A 19,679-nucleotide genomic window follows, 5' to 3' on the forward strand; every position below is an offset into this window, starting at 1 on the left:
GTTCGGGTGTTCAACCGTGGAGGTGCCTTGTCCCGCCCCGTCTCCTGGCTGTTCCGCGCCGGTGAACTGGCCGCCGAGGCCGGGCTCGCGCTGCGCGACGCGAAGCGCTCGTACCGGACGCTGCCGCGGGAGAGCTGGCACCGGATGCGCACCGACGCGTTCGGCGCCGACCCGCGCGGCGGCCGCCTGCACCGGGTCCGCAACTCGCCGCACTTCGTGGACGGCTCCTTCCGCAACCCGGTGCCGACCCGCCGCCTGGCGTACGGGCTCACCCCGCTGGCGCTGATGCGCACCAGGCTGACGTCCGACCAGGGCCGCCGCTCCCCCGCCGCCGCGGTGCCGGTGCACCGGCTGCTGCCGGCCGACCTGGCCGAGCCGCCCGCGTCCGGGCTGCGCCTGACCTGGCTCGGCCACGCCACCGTACTGGCCGAACTGGACGGCAGGCGGGTGCTGTTCGACCCGGTGTGGAGCGAGCGCGTCTCGCCGTTCGACTGGATCGGCCCGAAGCGGCTGCACCCGGTGCCGCTGCCGCTGGCCGAACTCGGGCCGGTGGACGTGGTGGTGATCTCGCACGACCACTACGACCACCTGGACATGGCGACCGTCCGCGCGCTGGCCGCCGGCGACGCGGTGTTCGCGGTGCCGCTGGGCATCGGCGCGCACCTGGAGCACTGGGGCGTCTCGCCCCGCCGCATCGTCGACGTGGACTGGTGGGAGTCGGTCGAGCTGGACGGCCTGCGGCTGACCGCCACGCCCGCCCGCCACTACTGCTCGCGCGGCCCGCGCCCCAGCGGCACGTTCCTCTGGGCGTCGTGGGTGGTGGAGGGCAAGCGGCACCGGCTGTTCCACAGCGGCGACACCGGCTGGTTCCCGGGCTTCGCCGACATCGGCGAACGCTTCGGGCCCTTCGACGCCACCCTGGTGCAGGTCGGCGCGTACTCGGAGCACTGGCCGGAGGTCCACCTGACGCCCGAGGAGGCGGTGCAGGCGCACCGCGACCTCGGCGGGAAGCTGATGGTGCCGATCCACTGGGGCACCTTCGACCTCGCCCCGCACCCGTGGGAGGAGCCCGCCGAACGCACCGTGGCCGCCGCACAGGCCGCCGGCGTCGCCGTGGCCGTGCCCCGCCCCGGCAAGCCGTTCGAGCCCGCCGACCCGCCGCCCGTCAAGCTCTGGTGGCGCGCGGTCGCCGCCACCCCGTCCGGCGCCGACCTGCTCGTCCCCGACGGCCTCGCGCCCGGCGTTCCCGACACCCCGGCCGCCCTCACCGCGCCCCCGCGCCCGGACGCCCCACTCGCCGCCGCGAAGCCCGCCCCCGCCGCGAAGCCCGCCCCCGCCGCCGGGCCGGCCCCCGAACCGGCGGCCGGGACGCCCTCCGCGACCAAGTCCCCCGCCGGCAGGGCCGCCGGCAGGCCCGGCACCGCCAAACCCCGCGCCACCGAACCGGACCAACCTCCCGGCCAGGACGGCGACCTCCCCCTGCTCTAGACCGACGGCCCTGCCCCGGCGCCCCCTCACCCACCCGCCGAGGGGGCGTCCGCGCCCACGGGCGGACTCGGCCCCGACGTCCCCCGCCGAGGGAACGCCCCGCCGCCCACCCGACCGGCCTCACGGTCCGGCCGACCACGAAACCACGGCGACCCCCGGGCCGGAACCTCCACCGTTCCCGGCCAGGGCCCGTCCTGACGCCACCTCAGCCACCTGCCGACCGGGCGTCCCGCCGCCCACCCGACCAGCACGCTCGCCTCCGCCACCAGTCGGCCGTGCCCACCGGGCGCCTGGCCGCGGCAGCCTCCGGCCAGGATCGCGACCTCCCACCGTTCCCGACCGGGGCCCGTCCTGACGCCCCCTCAGCCACCTGCCGAGCGGGCCTCCCGCCGGGGGCCCGGTCGCGGCAGCCTCCGGCCCGGGCCGAAACCTCCACCGTTCCCGGCCAGAGCCCGCCCCGACGCACCTCAGCCACCTGCCGAGCGGGCGTCCCGCCGCCCACCCGACCAGCCTCACAGTCCGGCCGACCAGAACCCCCACCACGAAACCGCGGGGACCCGACCTCGTCGCTGAGCAGGTCCGGTTCTGCCGCCCCCTCAGCCACCTGCCGAGCGGGCGTCCCGCCGGGGGCCCGGTCTCGGCAGCCTCCGGCCCGGGACACGGGCCTCCCACCGTCTCCGACCCGGGAGCCCGCCTCCACGCCCCCCTCAGTCGGCTGCCGAAGGGCACGTCCCGCCGGTCAGCCGGCCAGTAGTGCGGCCAGTGCGGTCGCCTCGGCGACGAGGCGGCTGCGGCCGCCGGCCTCGGCTGCGGCGGTCACCTCGGGGATCGCCCCGCGGGCGCCGGTGCGGCGGGCGCAGTCCACGGCGGCGGTGAGCAGTGCGGCCGCGCCGGCCGGGGGCCGGCCGGCGAGCAGGGCCGGCAGCGCCCGGGACAGCACCGCCCAGGCGAGCCCGGGTGCGCCCGCTTCGGTGAGTTCGCCGGCCGTCGCCGCGAGGCGGTTCGGCTTGACCGCGCCGGTCCGCAGCAGCTCGCCGGTCTCGCGCCCGAGCAGCTCCGCGTCGATCGCGTCCTGCGCGGCGAACGCGAGCAGCGCGTCGACCACGGCGGTGCGGTCCTCGGCGTCGGCCGCGCCGAGGCCGTAGGCGAGCGCCTGGTGCACGGCGAGGCCGCACGGGCCGGCGGCCTCGGCGAGCAGGGGCAGCAGCAGCGGGTGGCCCCGGACCGGTGTCGGGTCGGCGGACTCGGCGAGTTGCCCGATCAGCCGGGCGGCGGTCTCCTCCCGGTGGTGCGGCAGCACGGCGGGCCACCGCCCGTCCGGGATGCCGTCCTCCACCGCGGCGCGGCGCAGGAACGGGGCCGACCGGCCGAGCAGCGTCCGTACCGCGGTCGGCACGCCGTCGTCCGGGTGGGCCCCGGGCGCGCCCGCTCCGGGGACGCCGAGCAGTGTCAACGGCTCCTCCGCGATGCCCGGTTGCTCGCAGTACCGGCGGTGCTCGGACTTCCACAGCCCGCTCCGGCCGGTCCCGGCGGGGACCGGGACGGTGGCCTGCCGGGGCAGTCCGCCGGCCCGCAGCCAGGCGGCGAGCCGCGCGCCCGCCGGGGAGGTGAGGTGGTCGGCCACCGCCGTCGACGTGCCGTCAGGGGCGGTGCGCAGCAGGGCCTGGGCGAGGTCCACGGGGCCGGGTCGGAGGCCGAGCTCCTCGTAGCGGTGGATCCGGGCGGCCAGTGCGGCGGGGTCGAGGGCGCCGCTGCGGTCGGTGGGGGTGGCCAGCAGCAGCGGGACGGGCGCGTCGGTCAGCTGCCAGGCGGCCTCCTCCAGCCGGGCGGAGATCAGCTCTCCGACGCCGCCGCGCAGGTCCCAGGTCCGGAACGGGCTGGCGCGGACGTCGGTCAGGGCGCGCCGGGCCCGCTGCCGGTGCAGGGCGCCGGTGACGGCGCCGGCCAGCACGCCGAGCGTGCGCCACTCGCCGTCGTCGAGCACGGGGGCGAGTGCGGCGGCGAGTGCGTCCCGGTCGTGCCACGCGTGCCGGACCAGCCCGTCGAGGACGCGTTCGAAGACGACGCCGTCGGGGTCGCCGGCCAGCGCGGCGGCGAGTTCCTCGGCGACTTCGGCGGGGGTGCCGAGCGGCGCGGGCATGCTGACCGGCCGGGGTGGCTCGGGCAGCCGGTCGTGCTCCTGCGGGGTGCTGTCCGGCCGGGCGGGGAGGCCGAGCAGGCGGGCGGCGTCCTCGGCGTGCACCGGGTCGAGCGAGCGGGCCGCCGCGCGCAGTTCCGCCGCGAGCTCCTCGGGGACCCGCCCGACGTGACGGCCGGTCAGCTTCAGTGCCTGGCCCTGGAGCTGCCGGTCGGGGTGCGCGTAGCAGCGGGCCGCCGCCCGCAGCGCGAGCTCGGGGGCCCGCTTCGCCACCCGGTCCAGCCAGGCCAGCTGGGTGCGGACGAGTTTCTTCTCGGGCCGGGCGAGCAGCGCCTCGGCGGCCTCCGCGACCGTCGGGTCGTCGAGCCGGCCGGCCCGGTCGAGGGCGATCAGGCAGTCCTGGGCGTGGCCGGCGAGCGGCGAGGCGGCGTCCAGCAGTGCCGTCAGCGCCCGCACGTTCGCGGCGAGTTCGTCCTCGGTCGGGTCGAGCCTGCGGACCGCCGCGAGGTAGCTGCGCAGCTCGCCGGCCCCGCCGCCGCGCACCAGTCGGGCGTACCCGCGGGCGATCAGCGCGCCGCGGTCGACGGTGCCCTCCTCGGCGAGCCGGGCGAGGACGGCGGGCCAGCGCTGCTCGTCGTCCTTGGCCGCCCACGGGCCGGAGAGCTGCCGGGCGGTGTCGGCGTCGAAGACGTGCGGGGCGAGGACGGGGGTGAAGCTGTCCTGCGCGAGCCGCCGGTACAGGTCGGTGCCGGGCGGCAGTGCGGGTTCGCCGTGCCGGGGGCGGGGGTCGCCGCGGTCGGTCATCCAGTCGGCGACGAAGCCGGGCTCGGCGGGCGGCGGGGATCCGCAGGCGCGCAGCAGGTGTTCGGCGACCCGGTAGGCGGTGGCGGGTCCCCAGGGGTCGCGGTCGGCGGGGCGCCGGGCCAGCCGCAGGGCCACTTCCCGCTGCCAGTCGGCGTCCTGCGCGTCGAGCAGGGCGCGCAGCGGCGGCCGGTGCCACTGCTGGACGTCCTCGAAGTCGGGCGAGGCGATCCAGGCGGCGGCCCCGGACGGGGCGGTGTGGCAGACCGCCCCGGCGACCAGCAGGGCGGTCCAGGCTCCGCCGCGGGAGTGGGTGCCCTCGCGCAGGTCGCGCCGCAGTGCTTTCAGCCCGGGCAGTTCGGCGCGCCGCTGCTGCGGCGTCAACCCGCCGATCAGGCGGGCGACTTCGTCGAATCCGGCGCGGCGCACCGCCGCCGCCGTCGCGCTGTCCGTCACTTCGTCTCCTCGTCGCTCTCCGGCAGCATCGCGCGGGCCCGGCGGCTTCACCGGTTGTCCTGCGTCGCCGTCCGCACCGCCAGCACGTGGCTGCACGGTCCCCGGCCGCCCCGGTGGCGGGCCCACCAGCGGCAGGTGCAGCCGACCGGTCCGTCGGGGCCGATCCGGACGTGGTGGGCGTGGTCGCCGACCGTCACCACCCGGACGTCTCCGAGCAGCGGCCCGATCGCCCCTGCGGCGAGCAGCTCGCGGGCGGCCCGCAGCCGCGGGTTGGCGTCCTCGGGCCGGCCGGCGGCGTACGGGAGGCGGCGGTGGAAGTGGGCGGCGTCGGCGAGGTCGTAGCCGATCTGTCCCGCGGTGGCGAGCCGGGCGAGGGCCGCGCGGACCCGGTCGGGGTTCAGGCCGGAGTCGGCGGCGAGGTCGGCGGCGTCGATGCGCGGCTCCCAGGCGAGCAGGGCGTCCAGGGTGTCGGCGTCCGCGGTGGCGGTGGGCTGGGCGAGCAGGTCGAGCAGGCCGCCTTCGCCGGAGAAGCCGCGGGCGGCGTCGGGCGACAGGGTGAGGGTGATCCGGGCGCCGGGCAGGGCGAGTTCCCAGGCAGAGGCGGTGGGACCGGTGGGGGTGCCGGGCGGGGCGTAGACGCGCAGCCCGGTGGCGTGGCGCAGCAGCGGGCGCAGGGCGACCAGCCGTTCGGGGCCGGGCAGGCAGACGGCGCCGGGGCCGGGACGGGAGGTGGGGCGGAGCGCGGAGCGGGCGGGGAGCACCCAGCGGACGGTGCTGCGGCCGCCGGTGGGCAGGGTGCGCAGGAAGCGGGCGGCCTCGGCGGCGGGCAGGTCGGCGCGCAGGTCGAACCGGGCGGTGAGCAGCTGGGTCTCGGCGAAGCCCTTGAGCCAGCGCTGCGGCAGCGGGACCTTCCGTTCGACGAGGGTGTCGGCGCCGACGCCGACCTCGATGTGCTCGGCGCCGACGGCGAGGGTGAGGTGTTCGCCGGGGGTGCGCAGCCGCAGGGCCTCGCGGAGCGGGGCTCCGACGTCGACGTTGGTGGTGCCGTGGCCGGAGGGGGCGCCGTCGAGTCCTTCCGGGAGGACGTCGAGGCGGGCGTGCACGCCGCCGCAGCCGGAGAAGGACTCGAAGCGCAGCCGGTCGCCGTCGGCGGTGACCACGGGGTCGAGCGAGGCGGCGGCGCGCGGGCGGTGGTAGCGGGCGGCGGCGACGTCGGCGACGGCGAGCAGGGCGGCGGCGGCCGGGTCGGGGTGCCGCAGGGCGCCGTCGAAGAACCGGGGGTGGTCGGCGGCGCCGTGCGGGGTGGCGCCGCCGCCGGTGGCGAGGTCCAGCCGGTGCGGGCGCAGCGCGGAGGGCCTGGGGTAGCGGAGCGCGTGGACTGCCGTGGTCATGGGCGGAACGCTAGCCAGCAGCGCCGACAGTTCCTGACGGGACGTGACCGGTTCCACATCCGGGCCGTGCTGGAACCTGTTCTAGCATGTGCCGGGTGACCGATTCCGCGCTCTCCCTCGCCTCGTCGTCCACGCCCGGAGTGCCGTCCTTCGCCGAGCTGCTCGGCATCGAGGAGCTGGACGAGAACCTGTTCCGGGGACGCTGTCACGCGGGTGCGCCGCTGCGCGCGTTCGGCGGGCAGGTGGCGGCGCAGGCGCTGACCTCGGCGGGGCGGACGGTGGAGCCGGCCCGGCGGGTGCACAGCCTGCACGGGTACTTCCTGCGGCCGGGCGATCCGCGCCGGCCGATCGTCTACCAGGTGGACCGGGCCCGGGACGGGGCCTCGTACGCGACGCGGCGGGTGACGGCCGTTCAGCGCGGCGAGGTGATCTTCACGATGTCGGCGTCGTTCAAGCGCCCGGAGACCTCGGGCGACCGCCAGCGCACCATGCCGCCGGTGCCGGGCCCGGAGGAGCTGCCGGACCCGTACCGGGCCTGGCAGCGGGACGCGCCGGAGGAGTACGAGCGGTCGGCGATCTTCCGTGCCCTGGAGATGCGGTTCGTGCCCGCCGAGGCCCCCGGCCTGCCGCCCGAACTGCCGGGTGTGCCGCAGCAGTTCGTGTGGCTGCGGACGGCCGCCGCGCTGCCGGGGGACGATCCGCTGATGCAGGTGTGCGCGCTGACGTACCTGTCGGACCTGACGCTGGCCTCGACGACGGCGCTGCACCTGCAGCCGCACCGGGTGCACCGGGTCGCGGAGCCGCGGGTGGCGCTGGCCTCGCTGGACCACGCGATGTGGTTCCACCGGCCGTTCCGCGCCGACGAGTGGCTGCTGTTCGCGCAGCGCAGCCCGTCGGCGTCGGACGGGCGGGGCCTGGCGATGGGCGAGTTCTACGACCGGGACGGGGTGCTGGTGGCGTCCGCGGTGCAGGAGACGCTGCTGCGCGAGCTGCGCCCGAAGGCCCCGAACTCGCCCTGAGGGCACCGGCCGGCGGGCACCGTCACTGAGCGGTGACCTGTCGCGTCATACCGCGGCGAGGGGCCGCCCCGTATCATGGTTCGGGTGACCAAGGTTGACCTGTCACCTCGTCCGGTGGAGGCGATGTCCCCCCGTCAGCTCGAACGCCGCGGCTCCCTCCTGTCCGCCGCCCTGGCCCTGGTGACCGAGATCGGCGTGGAACGCCTCCAGATGAAGCAGGTGTCGGAGCGTTCGGGCGTGGCGCTCGGCACCGCCTACCGGTACTTCTCCTCCAAGGACCACCTGCTGGCCGCCGCGATGGCGGACTGGCACCGGCTGCTGCTCGCCGACCTGGTCGGCGAGGTGGGGGCGGGGCGCAGCGCCTCGCCGACCGAGCGGGCGGTGCGGTTCGTGCGGCGCGGGATGCGGGCGTACCAGCGGCAGCCCGAACTGGCCCGGTTGCGGGTGGCGGTGGCGACGTCCACCGACCCGTTCGCCAGTGAGGCGCTGCAGGGGCTGGCCCGGGCGGACCGGGCGGCGCTGGGCGCGGTGCTGCCGGAGGTCGCGCCGGCCTCCGGGGAGCTGGTGCGGCACATGGTGGGGCACGCCTGGCAGGGCGAGTTGACGGCCTGGGTGACCGGCCGGTCCACGCTGGACGACGCCCGCACCCGGCTGGAGGAGATGGTCCGGCTGGTGCTGGCCCCGTACGAGCCGCCGCCGGTGCCGGCTGTCTGAGCAGCGGTCCCGGGGTGCGGCGCTCTCGGCGTGCCGCGGCCCCCGGGTGGCCGTTTGTGGACATAGTGCCTGATATGTCCACACCTACGGAGCCTTTGTCGGATCGTCAGCCCTCGCCGCCGGACGCCTTCCCGCTGGACCGGGTGGTGTTCGGGGTCGGCGCGGCCGCCGTGCTGGCGGTGGTCGCCTGGGGCGTGTTCGCCCAGGACTCGCTCAGCCGCACCTCGGACACCGCGCTGTCCTGGGTGCTGCACTCGTTCGGCTGGCTGTTCGTGGTCGCGGCGGACGTGTTCCTGGTGCTGGCCGTGGTGATCGCGGTGAGCCGCTTCGGCCGGGTTCCGCTGGGGCGGGACGGCGAGCAGCCGGAGTTCTCCACGCTGGCCTGGGTGGCGATGATGTTCAGCGCCGGCATGGGCATCGGCCTGCTGTTCTACGGCGTCGGCGAGCCGCTGCAGCTGTACGCGCAGCCGCAGCCGGGTTCGGACCTGGCGCCGCAGACGCCGGCGGCGGCGCGGCGGGCGCTGGAGTTCTCGCTGTTCCACTGGACGCTGCACCCGTGGGCGATCTACGCGGTCGGCGGGCTGGCGCTGGCGTACACCACCTTCCGCAAGGGCCGGGGCAACCGGATGTCGGAGGCGTTCGTGCCGCTGCTCGGCGAGCGCCGGGCGCACGGCTGGGCGGGCCGGCTGATCGACCTGCTGGCGGTGTTCGCCACCGTGTTCGGCTCGGCGACCAGTCTCGGGCTGGGCGCGATCCAGGTGGCGGGCGGTCTCGGGTACGTGACGGACGTCCGGGCCACCCAGGGCGTCGAACTGGTGGTGATCGCCGCGCTCGGCGGCGCGTTCGTGCTGTCCGCGATGTCCGGCGTGCACCGGGGCGTGAAGTGGCTGTCCACCACCAGCGTGGTGCTGGCTGCGGCGCTGATGGTGTTCGTCTTCGTGGTCGGCCCGACGGTGTTCGTGCTGGACGCGCTGCCGTCCACGGTCGGCGGCTACCTGTCGGACCTGGCCGTGCTGGCCACCCAGACCGGGGCGTTCACCGACGAGGACTGGCTCGGCTCCTGGACGATCTTCTACTGGGCGTGGTGGCTGTCCTGGGCGCCGTTCGTCGGCACGTTCATCGCCCGGATCTCGCGCGGCCGGACGGTGCGCCAGTTCCTGGTCGGGGTGCTGCTGGTGCCGAGCGGGGCGACGACGGTGTGGTTCGTCGTGATGGGCGCCTCGGCGATCCGGCTGCAGTCCACCGGCGCGGCCGACCTGGTGGCGACCATCCCGCAGGGCGCGGACGCCGGGCTGTTCGAAATGCTCAAGGCGCTGCCGCTGGGCTCGGTGACCAGCGTGGTCGCCGTGCTGCTGGTGATGCTGTACTTCATCACCTCCGCCGACTCGGCCTCGCTGGTGCTCGGCTCGCTCTCCTCGGGCGGCGCCCTGCACCCGCGCACCTGGCTGGTGGTGCTGTGGGGCGCGCTGATGGCGGCGGTGGCGGCGGCCCTGCTGCTCGCGGGCGGGCTGACGGCCCTTCAGAACGCGACCATCCTGGTGGCGCTGCCGTTCGTGCTGGTGATGCTCGCGCTCTGCCTGTCCCTGCTCCGCGAACTGCGCGCCGACCCGGCGGCCGGCCCGCCGCGCGCGCACCCCGCCCACGGCCTGCGCGAGGCGGTCGTCACCAGCGTCGGCGAGGAATACCCCGGCCGGTCTCGCCCGCAGGAGTGAACCCGGCCCGCCGCCGACCCCGGTCCACCCGGCCGACGCCCCGTGCGGCGTCTGGGCGGGCGGCAACTCGCTGCCTTTACCAAGAGTTCGTCATGGTCCGGGCGGGCCCCGGACGGTGGCAGGCTGACCCCCGTCGGACGCCACGCCGAACGGCGGCCGGGCGGCCGTCATCCGCCCGCGCCCGCCGGAAGCCCCGCCGCCGCCAGGCCCGTCGGGGCCGCGGCCGGTCCGACGCCCCGTCACCTCCAACCACCCCGCCCGAAGGCCCGCCCCGCATGCGTCCGCTGTGCACCGCCGTCGACCGCGTCCTGCGGCGTCGTCTGGCCGCCGCCACCCTGGCCGCCTGCCTGCTGGGCGCGGTGTCGCCGGACCTGGCGGGGGTGGTCCGGCACTGCCGGGCGGGCGGGGTGACGGCACCGGGGGCGATGCTGCTGGCGGCGATGTTCATCGGCGGGTTCGAGACCCGGGCGGCGGACGTCGGGCGGGCGCTGCTGCGGCCCGGGCTGCTGCTGGCCGGGCTCGGCATCGCGCTGGTGCTGCGGGCGGTGGTGCTGCTGGGTGCCGAGCGGGCGGCCGCCGGGTGCTGGCCGGACGGCCGGGAGGCGCCCTGGCTGGTGGTGGGGCTGGCGCTGACCGCCGCGATGCCGGTCGCGGGCGCCGCCCAGACCTGGGGGGCCAGGGCGGGCGGCGACGCACCGCTCGGCCTGGGCCTGGTGCTCACCACGACGCTGCTCAGCCCGCTCACCACCCCGCTCGGCCTGGCCCTGGCGGAGGAGCCGGAGAGCGGCGGCCCGCGCCGGGTGCTGGACGCGCTGGCCCGGTCGGACGGCACCTGCCGGTTCATGGCGGTGTGGGTGGCGCTGCCCTGCCTGGCCGGCCTGCTGGCCCGCCGCGCCACCCGCCGCCCGTTCGACGGCCGGCTGCGGGCCGCGCTGCTGCCCCGGCTGCGCCTGGCGGGCCTGCTGAACGCGCTCGCGCTGACCTGGCTGAACGCGGCGGGGGTGGCCCGGGAGGTCGAGCTGCGGCCCGAGCCGCGGCTGGTCGCGGTCGCCGCCGCCTGCGGGGCGCTGGTCTGCGCGGGGCCGTTCCTGGCGGGCTGGCTGGCCGTCCGCCGCTCTCCGGCCCCGCCGGCGGCCCGCACCACGCTGACCCTCGCGTCCGGGCTGAACAACACCAGTGCGGCGGCGGCGCTGGCCGGCAGTCAGTTCGGCGGTCACCCCGCCGTGCTGCTGCCGATCTTCTTCTACGGCGCGGCCCAGCAGGTGCTGGCGTCCTTCCTCCCCGGTCTGCTCCGCTCGGCCACGACCGCCCCGGCCTGCGGCGATGCAGCTGTGGAGGTTCCGACGCCGAGATCCCGGCGGGATTTCACCCGGGTGTCGTGACCGCGTAACGCCGCCCTGGCAGGCTGCCTGCCATGAACGCCCGCACCGCCGCCGCCGTCGTCCCGGACCTGCGCTTCCCCCTGCCGAAGCGCCACCGCCGGCTGCTCGCCTGCGCCGCCGTCGCGGCGTCCGTCGCCCTGGGGTCCTTCGGCGTCGGCGCCACCGTGGAGACCGTCCGCCACCAGGGCCCGGCGGTGAGCGCCGCACAGCGCTGACGCTGCGCCGAACGAGTGGTGGGGCCCCGGACGCCGTCCGATACTGGGGGTGGCCGGAAGGGAGTCCCGCCATGGAGACCGGCACCGTGCGGTGGTTCGACATCCACCACGCCTACGGCTACATCGCCCCCGACTCGGGCGGCCCCGACGTCGCCGTCTACTACGACTCCGTCCTCGCCCCGGCGGACGACCGCTTCCTGCACCGCGGCCAGCGCGTCCAGTACGACGCCACCGTCCAGGAGTTCCGCCCGGTCGCCGAGCGGGTCCGCCCGCTCACCCCGTGAGCCGTCACACCGCCTGCCGGTCGCGGCCCCGGGGCTGGGCCGGGCCGGCCGCGGGGCGGGAGTGCCGGCCGGAGCCCGGGGCGGGCTGGAGTTCGGCGCGGGGGGCGTAGCGCGCGGCGGGGGCGCGGAGCAGCCAGTTGCGGCCGGCGGGGGCGGCGAGGCCCATCCGGTGGAGCAGGTCGAGCGCGTCGCGGCGGAACGCGGCCAGGTCGGCGAGGTAGCCGGCGTCCCATCCGGCGCTCATGCCGTAGTCGTCGGTGATGTCGCCGAGGGTGCCGTCGATCAGGGCGTCGGGGATGAGGACGGCGGGCGGGGCGGTGTCGGTGTCGACCGGGCGGAGGTCCTCGACCAGGCGTTCGGCGAGGAGCAGCGCGGCCTGGGCGAGGGTGCCGGGGCCGGGCAGGGCGAGGTCGGTGAGCTCGTCGGCGGGGTCGAGGAGGGCGATGCCCTCGGCGCGGATCTCGGCGGTCAGGCCGAGCACGTCGGCGAATCGTTCCGTCTCGGCGGGGGCGGCGGCGAGCAGGTGGGCGCGTTCGGCGGGGGCGAGGTCGTCGAGCAGGACGACGGGCGTCTCGGCGAGCAGCCGGCGGACCGTCAGCTCGGGTCCGGCGGGCGGCAGCGCGGGGGCGGTGAGCAGGTCGGCGGCGAGTTCGGCGGGCGGTCGCCACTGGTCGAGCAGGGCCCGCACCCGGTCGTCGGACGTGCCGGGCTGCGCGCCGCGGGCGAGCGCGGCGAGCGCGCGGACGAGTTCGGCGTACCCGGCGGGGTCGAGGCCGGGCAGGCCGCGGCCGGGCAGCGGGGACTTGTGCAGCCGGGCGTGGTCGGGGCCGAGGGTGAGGCGGTAGCCGAGCAGGGTGTGGAAGCGCTCGGCGAGGGTGGTGGCGTGACGGCGGATCAGGGCGAGCGCCGCGCCGTGCGGGCCCTCGGCGGTGACCAGCGGGTGGGCGAGCAGCAGCCGGGCGGCGATGCGCAGTTCGGTGGTGGGGCGTTCGGGTTTGCGGTGCCGGCCGCCGCCGGTGGGGCGGGGTGCGGGCAGTGCGGGGGCTTCGCGCCGGGTCCGCCGGTAGCCGACCGGGCGGAACAGCGGCGAGGTGGTGTGGTGGACGGTCGGGCCGTGCCACCAGCTGGTGCCGGGCGCGGGTTCGGCCTGCCGGGGTGCGCCGCCCAGGTGCCGGGCGCCGTGCACGCCGAACACGGTGGACGCCAGCAGGTCGGCCTCGGCGGGTGCGGCGGCGGCGAACCGCTCGGCCAACTGCCGGGCGGAATCGGCGAGTTCGCTTCCGGTACCGGCGTATCCCGGGTACGGCCGCGGTGGGGCCGCCAGTTGTGTCGCCCCGCCCGCGCGCCCGATCCCCGTTCCGCCGGTGGCCGTTCGGACCCCGGCGGCTGCTTCGTGCCGCTCCATGTCACCCCCAAGCCTAGACGCCGCACCGAGCACTACGCGCCGGTAACAACCTCTTCCGCACGCCGCCGCGGTCCCCTATGGTTCCGGCATGCCTCACCTGCCCGATGTCGTGCTCTGGTCGATACCGGCCTTCGTGCTGCTCACCGTCCTGGAGATCGTCTCCTACCGGTTCCACCCCGACGACGACGAGCAGGGCTACGCCGCGAAGGACACCGCGGCCAGCCTGTCGATGGGCCTGGGATCGCTGCTGTTCGACGCCGGGTGGAAGATCCCGATCGTGGCGATCTACTCGTTCCTGTACGAGTTGACGCCGCTTCGGGTCCCGGTGCTGTGGTGGACGGTGCCGCTGATGCTGCTCGCCTACGACTTCTTCTACTACTGGTCGCACCGCGGCCACCACGTGATCCGCCTGCTGTGGGCCTGCCACGTGGTGCACCACTCCAGCCGGCACTACAACCTGTCGACGGCGCTGCGCCAGCCCTGGACGTCCGTCACCGGCTGGGTGTTCTACGTGCCGATGATCCTGGCGGGCGTGCACCCGGCGGCGGTGGCGTTCTGCAGCTCGGTGAACCTGGTGTACCAGTTCTGGATCCACACCGAGCGGATCGGCACGCTGCCCCGGCCGGTCGAGTACCTGTTCAACACCCCGTCGCACCACCGGGTCCACCACGCCTCGCAGGGCGGCTACCTGGACCGCAACTTCGGCGGCGTCCTGATCGTCTTCGACCGCTGGTTCGGCTCCTTCGCGGCCGAGGCCGAGCAGCCGGTGTACGGACTGACCAAGAACATCTCGACCTACAATCCGTTGAAGGTCGCCACCCACGAGTACGCGGCGATCGCCCGGGACGTGGCCCGCGCCACCACCTGGGGGGACCGGCTGCGCCACCTGGCGAAGGGTCCGGGCTGGCAGCCCGCAACGCGTACCGAGTCCCCCGCCGCCAACCCGGAGAGTGCCCCCGCATGAGCCCCGCCCGAGACCCGCGCACCGCGCGGGCCCTGCTGATCGCCTTCGCCGTCGTCTCGGTGGCGCACCTGCTGGCGATCGCCGTCCACCTGCCGGTCCTGCGGTACTCGACGAAGCCGCTGCTGATGCCGCTGCTGGCCGCCTGGGTGTGGGCGTCGGCGCGGCCCGGCACGCCGAAGCTGCTGATCCCGGCGCTGCTGTTCGGCGCGGGCGGCGACATCCTGCTGCAGGTCGGCGGCACCGGCGGCTTCCTGGCCGGCATGGGCTCGTTCGCGCTCGGCCACGCCTGCTACGTGACGATGTTCGTGAAGCTCGGCGCGCTCGCCGACCGCCGCCGGGCGGTGCTCACCGCGGCCGTCTACGCGGTGGCCTGGGCGACGCTGATCACCCTGCTGCTGCCCGACCTGGACGCCGGGATGCGGATCCCGATGGCGTTCTACAGCCTGCTGCTGGCCTCCACCGCGGTCACCTCGGCGCGGATCGACTGGCGGGCGGGCGTCGGCGGCGCGCTGTTCCTGCTGTCCGACACCCTGATCGCCACCGACCTGGCGGACTGGAAGCACCTGCCGGCGCACGGCTTCCTGATCATGCTGACCTACATCGTCGGCCAGTACCTGCTGACCATCGGCACCCTGGGCCGCACCGACGGCGCTCCCGCCCCGACGGCGGCTCCGGCGCCGGCGTCCTGACGGCCCGTCGACGCACGACCGAGGGCGGACCCACCATCGCGGTGGGTCCGCCCTCGGTCGTTCTCCGCTCCGGGCCGCGGGGGACGCGCGTACCGGACGGCCGCTCAGGACGCCCGGCCGGCGGCCGCGGCGCGCCGGCGCAGCAGCCACAGCCCGGCGACGCCGGCCGCCACCAGCCCGGCCCCGGCGCCCAGCTGCCCGGTGTCCGCGCCGACCGAGCCGCCGAGGCCGGTCTCCACCCCGCCGTGCGGGAGCCGCGCGCCCTCGAACTCGCCGCCGGTGCCGCTGCCGGCCGAGGCGACCGCGATGGCGACGGCCCCGACGAAGCTGTCGCCGTTCGGGCACTTGCCGTCGATGCCCCAGGACGAGTCGTTGGTGGTGGTGCGCTTGGCGGCCGCGCCGGCCATCTCCTGCTCGGAGATGACGGTGGCGGTGCCGGAGTAGGTGCCGTCGGGCCCGACGCTGAGCGTGGTCGAGCCGCCGGCGAACGCCAGCGAGGTCGCGGTGACGGTCTTCGCCGAGCTGCTGGCGCAGGTCACACTGACCGAGACGGACTGGCCGGGCTTCGCCTGCGCCGGGCTGACCCAGGCGGGTTCGCTGCCCTTCGCGGACGCGGGGGCGGTGCCGGCCAGGCCGAGCAGGACGGTGGTGCCGAGCAGAGCGGCGGCGGCGGTGCGCGTGCGGCGCATGCCGTACCTCCAGGGGGTTCGGGATGGGGGCAGCGGTGCGTGTCCACTCCGCTACGTCCGGTTGCCGCCCAGGCTAGGCAGTGCTGCCGGGCCCGGCGACACCGCAAGGCCGTTCGGGGCCGGAGGATCCTCCGACCCCGAACGGTCCTCCTCCGGGCGGCTACTCGTTGCGGGCGGTCTCCGGTCCGGTGATCCGCCGCAGCAGCGGCAGGGTCGCCCCGATGATCGCCAGGGCGGCGGCCAGGCCGGCCGCGACCGTCAGGTAGTAGCCGGTGCCGAGCGCGTGCAGCGTGTACTTCAGCTGCGAGCGGAGGAACAGGTCGGCGGCGAGCAGTCCCACGCCGACCGCCACCGCCGCCATCACCAGCAGCGGCACCACCGACTCCATCGCCACCACCCGGCGCAGGGTGCCCAGCGACACCCCGGTCAGGCGGAGCAGGCTGAACGGCCGCTTGCGTTCGCCGATCGAGCCGGCCAGGCTCACCGCCAGGCTGCAGCCCGCGATCGGGAAGGTCGCCAGGATCACCGCGTCGGCGAGCTGCTGGTAGGCGTGCGTCTGAGCGCCGGACAGCTTCCACGACTCGGCGAGCGTCATGGCCTGGCGGCGCCCCGGGTAGGCGGTGTCCACCATGGTGCGGGCCTGTTCGACGGCGGCGGTCGAGCCGTCGCTGTCGACCACCACGTTCAGCACCCCGAGCCCGGCCAGCTGCTCGGCCGTGTAGGGCGCGGTCGGCCACCGGGTGGCGCTCTCGTCGGCCCAGCCGAACCAGCGGGACGGCACGTAGGCGCTCTGCGCGCCGGGCGCGCAGTGGCCGTACAGCACGACGGCGTCCAACTGCCGGCAGTCCACGGCCTGCCGGGCGGTCTCGTCGCCCTCGGCGGTGTGCACCGGCACGGCCTCCGCGACCGGGTGCGACAGCAGGACGGCCCGCACGCCCGGCACGGCGAGCAGCCGCTCCATCAGCTCGGGCGAGGCGGGGTGGCCCTGGCTGACCGGACGGTGGTCCCGGTCGTAGCCCTCGCTGAGCTCGTTGACCAGCAGGTGGTTGAACTGCGGGCCGCCGTGCGGGTGGTCGCGCTCCTCGCTGATCGTGGTGATGACGCCCAGCGTCGCGGTCATCACCAGCAGCGCCAGCACCAGTCCGCTGACGGCCCGGAATCCGGCGGTCGGGTTGTCGGCCAGCCGCCGGACGGCGATCAGGGTGGCGGGGCGCTGGGTGCGCGAGGCCAGCAGGGCGGCGCCCCACCTGGTCAGCCACGGGCCGGACAGCACCAGGCCGAGCGCGATCAGCAGGAATGCGGAAAGGTACGCCCTGACCTGCCCGGGCACCGACTCCGGGTGCCAGATCAGGAACACGGCCAGCTCCACCAGCCCCGCCACCAGCGGCACCACCCGCCACGCCCGGGGCGGCCGGGGCGTCACCCGCCGGGTCACCCCGAGCGGCGAGATCTGCACCCGGCGCAGCGCGATCCGGGCGGCGACGGCGGCGGCCAGCGGCACGCCCAGGACGACGGCCAGGATCTGGACGGGCGTCAGGGAGAGGTCGGACCGGAAGAACCGGGCGCCGGTCAGGCCCGCGTTCGCGACCGTGCCGCGCAGCGCGAGGAACGGCAGGAACCCGACGGCCACGCCGGCCGCGGCCGCGACCGTCGCCTCCGCGGCAGCCACCACGGAGACCTGCCGGGGCGTCGCGCCGACCAGCCGCATCGCGGCGAAGCGCTGCTCGCGGCGGGCCGCGTTCAGGCGGGTGGCGGTGCCGATCAGGATCAGCACCGGGAAGACCAGTGCGCCGCTCACCACCGTGAGGATCAGGTCGACGCCGCTGGACCTGATGCCCACCACGCAGCCCGCGCACTTGTCGGGCGAGGTGGTGGCGACCCGGTCCACCAGCGTGGCGTCGGGCAGTCCGGTCATCTCCTGCGGGGTCCGCCCGACCAGGGCCACCAGGGTGTCCGGCGCGGGCAGCGCCTCCGGTCCGAGGATCCCGATCCGGTGCCCCGGGAACCGGTCCCCGAGCTGCGCGGGCGGCGTCTCGTCGACCATCCGCGCCAACGCGGGCGACAGGTAGTACTCCCCCGGGCCGGGCATCCGCGGCACCCCGGGCGCGAGATCCGCCCGCGGCCCGGTGAGCGCGACGTCGACCCGCCCGAGCTCCTTCCCCTGCACGGTGTCCCGCCGGGTCAGCCACCACATCGGATCGAACCCGCCCGCTCCCGCAGCCTCCCGATCGGCGGAAGCAGCACCACTCCCCGCACCCGCCGCCCCGGAGGCGCTTGCCGCGACGCTGTGCACGAAGGGCGTGTTGAACCAGGCGTTGCGGGCGTTCTGGGCGTGCACGCCGTTGATCGCGGCGAGCGTGGTGAGCAGCAGGCCGACGCCGATGGCGACGGCCCCGGCGGTGACGGCGAGGCGGACGAGCGCTTCGCGGCCGCCGCTGACGGCCAGTCGGAGTCCGAGCCGGATCATCGTCACGTCAGCCGTCCGCTCAGCGAGGTGGCGCGGCCGTCGCGGACGATCGCCTCGCGGTCGGCGTAGGCGGCGATCCGGGCCTCGTGGGTGACCAGGACGACGGTGGTGCCCTGTTCGCGGGCGCAGCCGACGAGGAGGTCCATGACCTGTTCTCCCGTCAGGGAGTCGAGCGCGCCGGTGGGTTCGTCGGCGAACAGGACGCGCGGTTCGGCGACGAGGCCGCGGGCCAGGGCGACGCGCTGGGCCTGACCTCCCGACAGTTCGCCGGAGCGGCGGGCCTCCAGGCCGTCCAGGCCGAGCCTGGGGAACCAGCTGCGGGCGCGCCCGAGGGCGGCGGCCCGCTTGGCGCCGCCGAGCAGCAGCGGCAGGGCGACGTTCTCCTCGGCGGTCAACTCGGGGACGAGCTGTCCGAATTGGAAGACGAAGCCGAAGCTGTCCCGGCGCAGGGTGCTGCGTTCCTGTTCGCCGAGGTTGTCGATCCGGCGGCCGTCGAAGTGGATCTCGCCGCCGTCGGGGGTCAGGATGCCGGCGAGGCAGTGCAGCAGGGTGGACTTGCCGGAGCCGCTGGGGCCCATGATGGCGAGGATCTCGCCCTCGCCGACGGCGAGGTCGGCGCCGCGCAGGGCGGGCGTCTCGCCGAAGGCGAGGGTGACGTCGTGGGCGTGGAGCAGGGGGTCGGTCATCGTCGGGCCACCTCTGCGGCGAGGGCGTCGAGTCGGGCGGTGGTCAGGTCGATCCAGCGCAGGTCGGATTCCAGGTGGAACAGGCCGTGGTCGGCGAGGAGGGCGTCGACCAGGCTGCCGGAGCGCTTGATCTCGGTGAGTTCGCGCATCCGCCCGAGGTGGGCGGCGCGCTGGGTGTCGAGGTACTGCTCGGCGTCGCGGCCGAGCATCAGGGCGAGCACGACCTTGCTGAACAGGACGGTCTGCAGGTGGGGTTCGGCGGCGACGGGTTCGCGCAGCCAGTCCTCGAACTCGGTGGCCCCGGTCTCGGTGATCACGTAGCGCTTGCGGTCGGGCCCGTCGCCGGCCTCGGGTTCCCCGACGACGACCTTCCCGTCCCGGGCGAGCCGTCCGAGGGTGGCGTACACCTGGCCGAAGGGCAGCGGTTTGCCGCGTCCGAAGAAGGCGTCGTAGTCGCGTTTGAGGTCGTAGCCGTGGCTGGGCTCGCGTTCGAGCAGCCCGAGCAGGGTGAGTGGAACGCTCATGATCCAGAGGGTACGCCGGGGGTGTACTCCACGTCTATACACTCGGAGAATACTGACCGACGGGCCTTCAACCCCTAGCCTTGTCACGGGATTTCACGGACGGGGCGCGTACGGTGAAGTTCAGGAAGAGCCGGCCCGACGGGACGACGGCCGCCATCACACCGCCCGGCGAGCTGACGCTGCATCGTGCCCGCTCGGACGCCGAGTTCGACGTGCTGAGGGGCCACCCGGAGATCTGGCGGCTGGAACTCGATGGCCGCCCGCTCGCCGAGCTGCCGGACTTCGGCGAGCCGGCGTACGGAGTCTCCTTCGCGCGGCGCGGCGCGGTCGGCACTTTCGACGGCGCCGAGCTGCGCGTCTCCGCCCGCGACCACCTGCTGCGTTCCCGCCGCCACGTGGAGTTCCGCTCCGGCGGACGCACCCTGCGCATCGTCCGCCGCGGGCTGGCCGGCTCCCGACTCCTGGAGGACGGACGGCCGGTGGCCCGGACCCGCTCCCGCGCGTGGGACTCGGCGGAGCCCGACCCGCTGCGGGTGGTCGCCATGGCCGTGTACACCTGGGCGAAGCTGAACTTCGCCAACACCGATCCGGTGCTGCGCTTCGTCCACTGCACGATCGGTACGGTGCTCAACGGCTTCTGAAGGAGCACCGCGAAG

17 protein-coding genes are annotated in these 19,679 nt (G+C 76.0%); 10 read left to right on the forward strand and 7 right to left on the reverse strand.

From position 1 onward, the window contains the following. Positions 1–27: 27 nt before the first annotated feature. Positions 28–1,488: an MBL fold metallo-hydrolase gene (locus ACFV1L_RS10985; RefSeq protein ID WP_380364928.1), complete on the forward strand. Its 1,461-nt coding sequence runs from the start codon at positions 28–30 to the stop codon at positions 1,486–1,488. 739 nt (positions 1,489–2,227) lie between these two features. Here the strand turns inward: ACFV1L_RS10985 and ACFV1L_RS10990 are convergent. Both ACFV1L_RS10990 and ACFV1L_RS10995 read right to left on the reverse strand, forming a co-directional pair. After that, positions 2,228–4,882, reverse strand: a complete 2,655-nt coding sequence (locus ACFV1L_RS10990) for a DUF6493 family protein (protein WP_380364929.1) — start codon at positions 4,880–4,882, stop codon at positions 2,228–2,230. Between the two features lie 47 nt (positions 4,883–4,929). After that, a complete protein-coding gene (locus tag ACFV1L_RS10995) occupies positions 4,930–6,273 on the reverse strand; it encodes an SWIM zinc finger family protein (RefSeq protein ID WP_380364930.1) in 1,344 nt (447 codons plus the stop codon). Between the two features lie 86 nt (positions 6,274–6,359). Between ACFV1L_RS10995 and ACFV1L_RS11000 the strand changes: the two genes are divergently transcribed. The 6 genes from ACFV1L_RS11000 to ACFV1L_RS11025 all read left to right on the forward strand — a co-directional run bounded on the left by ACFV1L_RS11000 (position 6,360) and on the right by ACFV1L_RS11025 (position 11,599). Beyond that, positions 6,360–7,292, forward strand: coding sequence for an acyl-CoA thioesterase (locus ACFV1L_RS11000; RefSeq protein WP_380364931.1), 933 nt, complete (start codon positions 6,360–6,362; stop codon positions 7,290–7,292). Positions 7,293–7,376: 84 nt separating this feature from the next. Continuing rightward, positions 7,377–8,006, forward strand: coding sequence for a TetR/AcrR family transcriptional regulator (locus ACFV1L_RS11005; protein WP_380364932.1), 630 nt, complete (start codon positions 7,377–7,379; stop codon positions 8,004–8,006). Between the two features lie 74 nt (positions 8,007–8,080). Further along, complete coding sequence (locus ACFV1L_RS11010) at positions 8,081–9,718, forward strand: BCCT family transporter (RefSeq protein WP_380364933.1); 1,638 nt, start codon at positions 8,081–8,083, stop codon at positions 9,716–9,718. A gap of 275 nt (positions 9,719–9,993) precedes the next feature. Beyond that, on the forward strand, positions 9,994–11,100 hold the full coding sequence (locus ACFV1L_RS11015) for a hypothetical protein (RefSeq protein WP_380364934.1): 1,107 nt from the start codon (positions 9,994–9,996) through the stop codon (positions 11,098–11,100). Between the two features lie 32 nt (positions 11,101–11,132). After that, positions 11,133–11,315: a hypothetical protein gene (locus ACFV1L_RS11020; protein ID WP_380364935.1), complete on the forward strand. Its 183-nt coding sequence runs from the start codon at positions 11,133–11,135 to the stop codon at positions 11,313–11,315. A gap of 71 nt (positions 11,316–11,386) precedes the next feature. Continuing rightward, a complete protein-coding gene (locus tag ACFV1L_RS11025; RefSeq protein WP_380364936.1) occupies positions 11,387–11,599 on the forward strand; it encodes a cold-shock protein in 213 nt (70 codons plus the stop codon). 4 nt (positions 11,600–11,603) lie between these two features. Here ACFV1L_RS11025 and ACFV1L_RS11030 read toward each other — a convergent pair whose 3' ends face one another. After that, positions 11,604–12,851, reverse strand: coding sequence for a DUF2398 family protein (locus tag ACFV1L_RS11030; RefSeq protein WP_380364937.1), 1,248 nt, complete (start codon positions 12,849–12,851; stop codon positions 11,604–11,606). Between the two features lie 241 nt (positions 12,852–13,092). Between ACFV1L_RS11030 and ACFV1L_RS11035 the strand changes: the two genes are divergently transcribed. Beyond that, positions 13,093–13,968 carry a sterol desaturase family protein gene (locus ACFV1L_RS11035; protein ID WP_380364938.1) on the forward strand — a complete coding sequence of 292 codons (876 nt, stop codon included), beginning with the start codon at positions 13,093–13,095 and terminating at the stop codon, positions 13,966–13,968. After that, the gene (locus ACFV1L_RS11040; RefSeq protein WP_380364939.1) at positions 13,965–14,657 is read left to right on the forward strand and encodes a lysoplasmalogenase; all 693 of its coding nucleotides are present in this window, start codon (positions 13,965–13,967) and stop codon (positions 14,655–14,657) included. Before ACFV1L_RS11035 ends, ACFV1L_RS11040 begins: the two co-directional genes overlap by 4 nt. A gap of 104 nt (positions 14,658–14,761) precedes the next feature. Here ACFV1L_RS11040 and ACFV1L_RS11045 read toward each other — a convergent pair whose 3' ends face one another. The 4 genes from ACFV1L_RS11045 to ACFV1L_RS11060 form a co-directional block, all read right to left on the reverse strand. Beyond that, complete coding sequence (locus ACFV1L_RS11045) at positions 14,762–15,346, reverse strand: hypothetical protein (RefSeq protein ID WP_380364940.1); 585 nt, start codon at positions 15,344–15,346, stop codon at positions 14,762–14,764. Between the two features lie 160 nt (positions 15,347–15,506). After that, a complete protein-coding gene (locus ACFV1L_RS11050; RefSeq protein WP_380365026.1) occupies positions 15,507–17,813 on the reverse strand; it encodes an FtsX-like permease family protein in 2,307 nt (768 codons plus the stop codon). A gap of 2 nt (positions 17,814–17,815) precedes the next feature. Next, positions 17,816–18,499, reverse strand: coding sequence for an ABC transporter ATP-binding protein (locus ACFV1L_RS11055; protein ID WP_380364941.1), 684 nt, complete (start codon positions 18,497–18,499; stop codon positions 17,816–17,818). Beyond that, entirely contained in the window at positions 18,496–19,023 is a 528-nt protein-coding gene (locus tag ACFV1L_RS11060; protein ID WP_380364942.1) for a PadR family transcriptional regulator, read from the reverse strand. Before ACFV1L_RS11060 ends, ACFV1L_RS11055 begins: the two co-directional genes overlap by 4 nt. 113 nt (positions 19,024–19,136) lie before the next feature. Here ACFV1L_RS11060 and ACFV1L_RS11065 point away from each other — a divergent pair, with 113 nt between their 5' ends. Beyond that, on the forward strand, positions 19,137–19,664 hold the full coding sequence (locus ACFV1L_RS11065; RefSeq protein WP_380364943.1) for a hypothetical protein: 528 nt from the start codon (positions 19,137–19,139) through the stop codon (positions 19,662–19,664). Positions 19,665–19,679 lie beyond the last annotated feature (15 nt).

The organism is Kitasatospora sp. NPDC059646 (genome assembly GCF_042734615.1).
Lineage (GTDB): Bacteria > Actinomycetota > Actinomycetes > Streptomycetales > Streptomycetaceae > Kitasatospora.

What these genes read in the sequence shown, in the direction of transcription:
- ACFV1L_RS11045 (WP_380364940.1), bottom strand. Translation starts at nt 15,346, where the DNA reads ATGCGCCGCACGCGCACCGCCGCCGCCGCTCTGCTCGGCACCACCGTC.
- ACFV1L_RS11050 (WP_380365026.1), bottom strand. Translation starts at nt 17,813, where the DNA reads ATGATCCGGCTCGGACTCCGACTGGCCGTCAGCGGCGGCCGCGAAGCG.
- ACFV1L_RS11035 (WP_380364938.1), top strand. Translation starts at nt 13,093, where the DNA reads ATGCCTCACCTGCCCGATGTCGTGCTCTGGTCGATACCGGCCTTCGTG.
- ACFV1L_RS11040 (WP_380364939.1), top strand. Translation starts at nt 13,965, where the DNA reads ATGAGCCCCGCCCGAGACCCGCGCACCGCGCGGGCCCTGCTGATCGCC.
- ACFV1L_RS11055 (WP_380364941.1), bottom strand. Translation starts at nt 18,499, where the DNA reads ATGACCGACCCCCTGCTCCACGCCCACGACGTCACCCTCGCCTTCGGC.
- ACFV1L_RS11060 (WP_380364942.1), bottom strand. Translation starts at nt 19,023, where the DNA reads ATGAGCGTTCCACTCACCCTGCTCGGGCTGCTCGAACGCGAGCCCAGC.
- ACFV1L_RS11020 (WP_380364935.1), top strand. Translation starts at nt 11,133, where the DNA reads ATGAACGCCCGCACCGCCGCCGCCGTCGTCCCGGACCTGCGCTTCCCC.
- ACFV1L_RS11000 (WP_380364931.1), top strand. Translation starts at nt 6,360, where the DNA reads ATGTGCCGGGTGACCGATTCCGCGCTCTCCCTCGCCTCGTCGTCCACG.
- ACFV1L_RS11015 (WP_380364934.1), top strand. Translation starts at nt 9,994, where the DNA reads ATGCGTCCGCTGTGCACCGCCGTCGACCGCGTCCTGCGGCGTCGTCTG.
- ACFV1L_RS11010 (WP_380364933.1), top strand. Translation starts at nt 8,081, where the DNA reads ATGTCCACACCTACGGAGCCTTTGTCGGATCGTCAGCCCTCGCCGCCG.
- ACFV1L_RS10995 (WP_380364930.1), bottom strand. Translation starts at nt 6,273, where the DNA reads ATGACCACGGCAGTCCACGCGCTCCGCTACCCCAGGCCCTCCGCGCTG.
- ACFV1L_RS11025 (WP_380364936.1), top strand. Translation starts at nt 11,387, where the DNA reads ATGGAGACCGGCACCGTGCGGTGGTTCGACATCCACCACGCCTACGGC.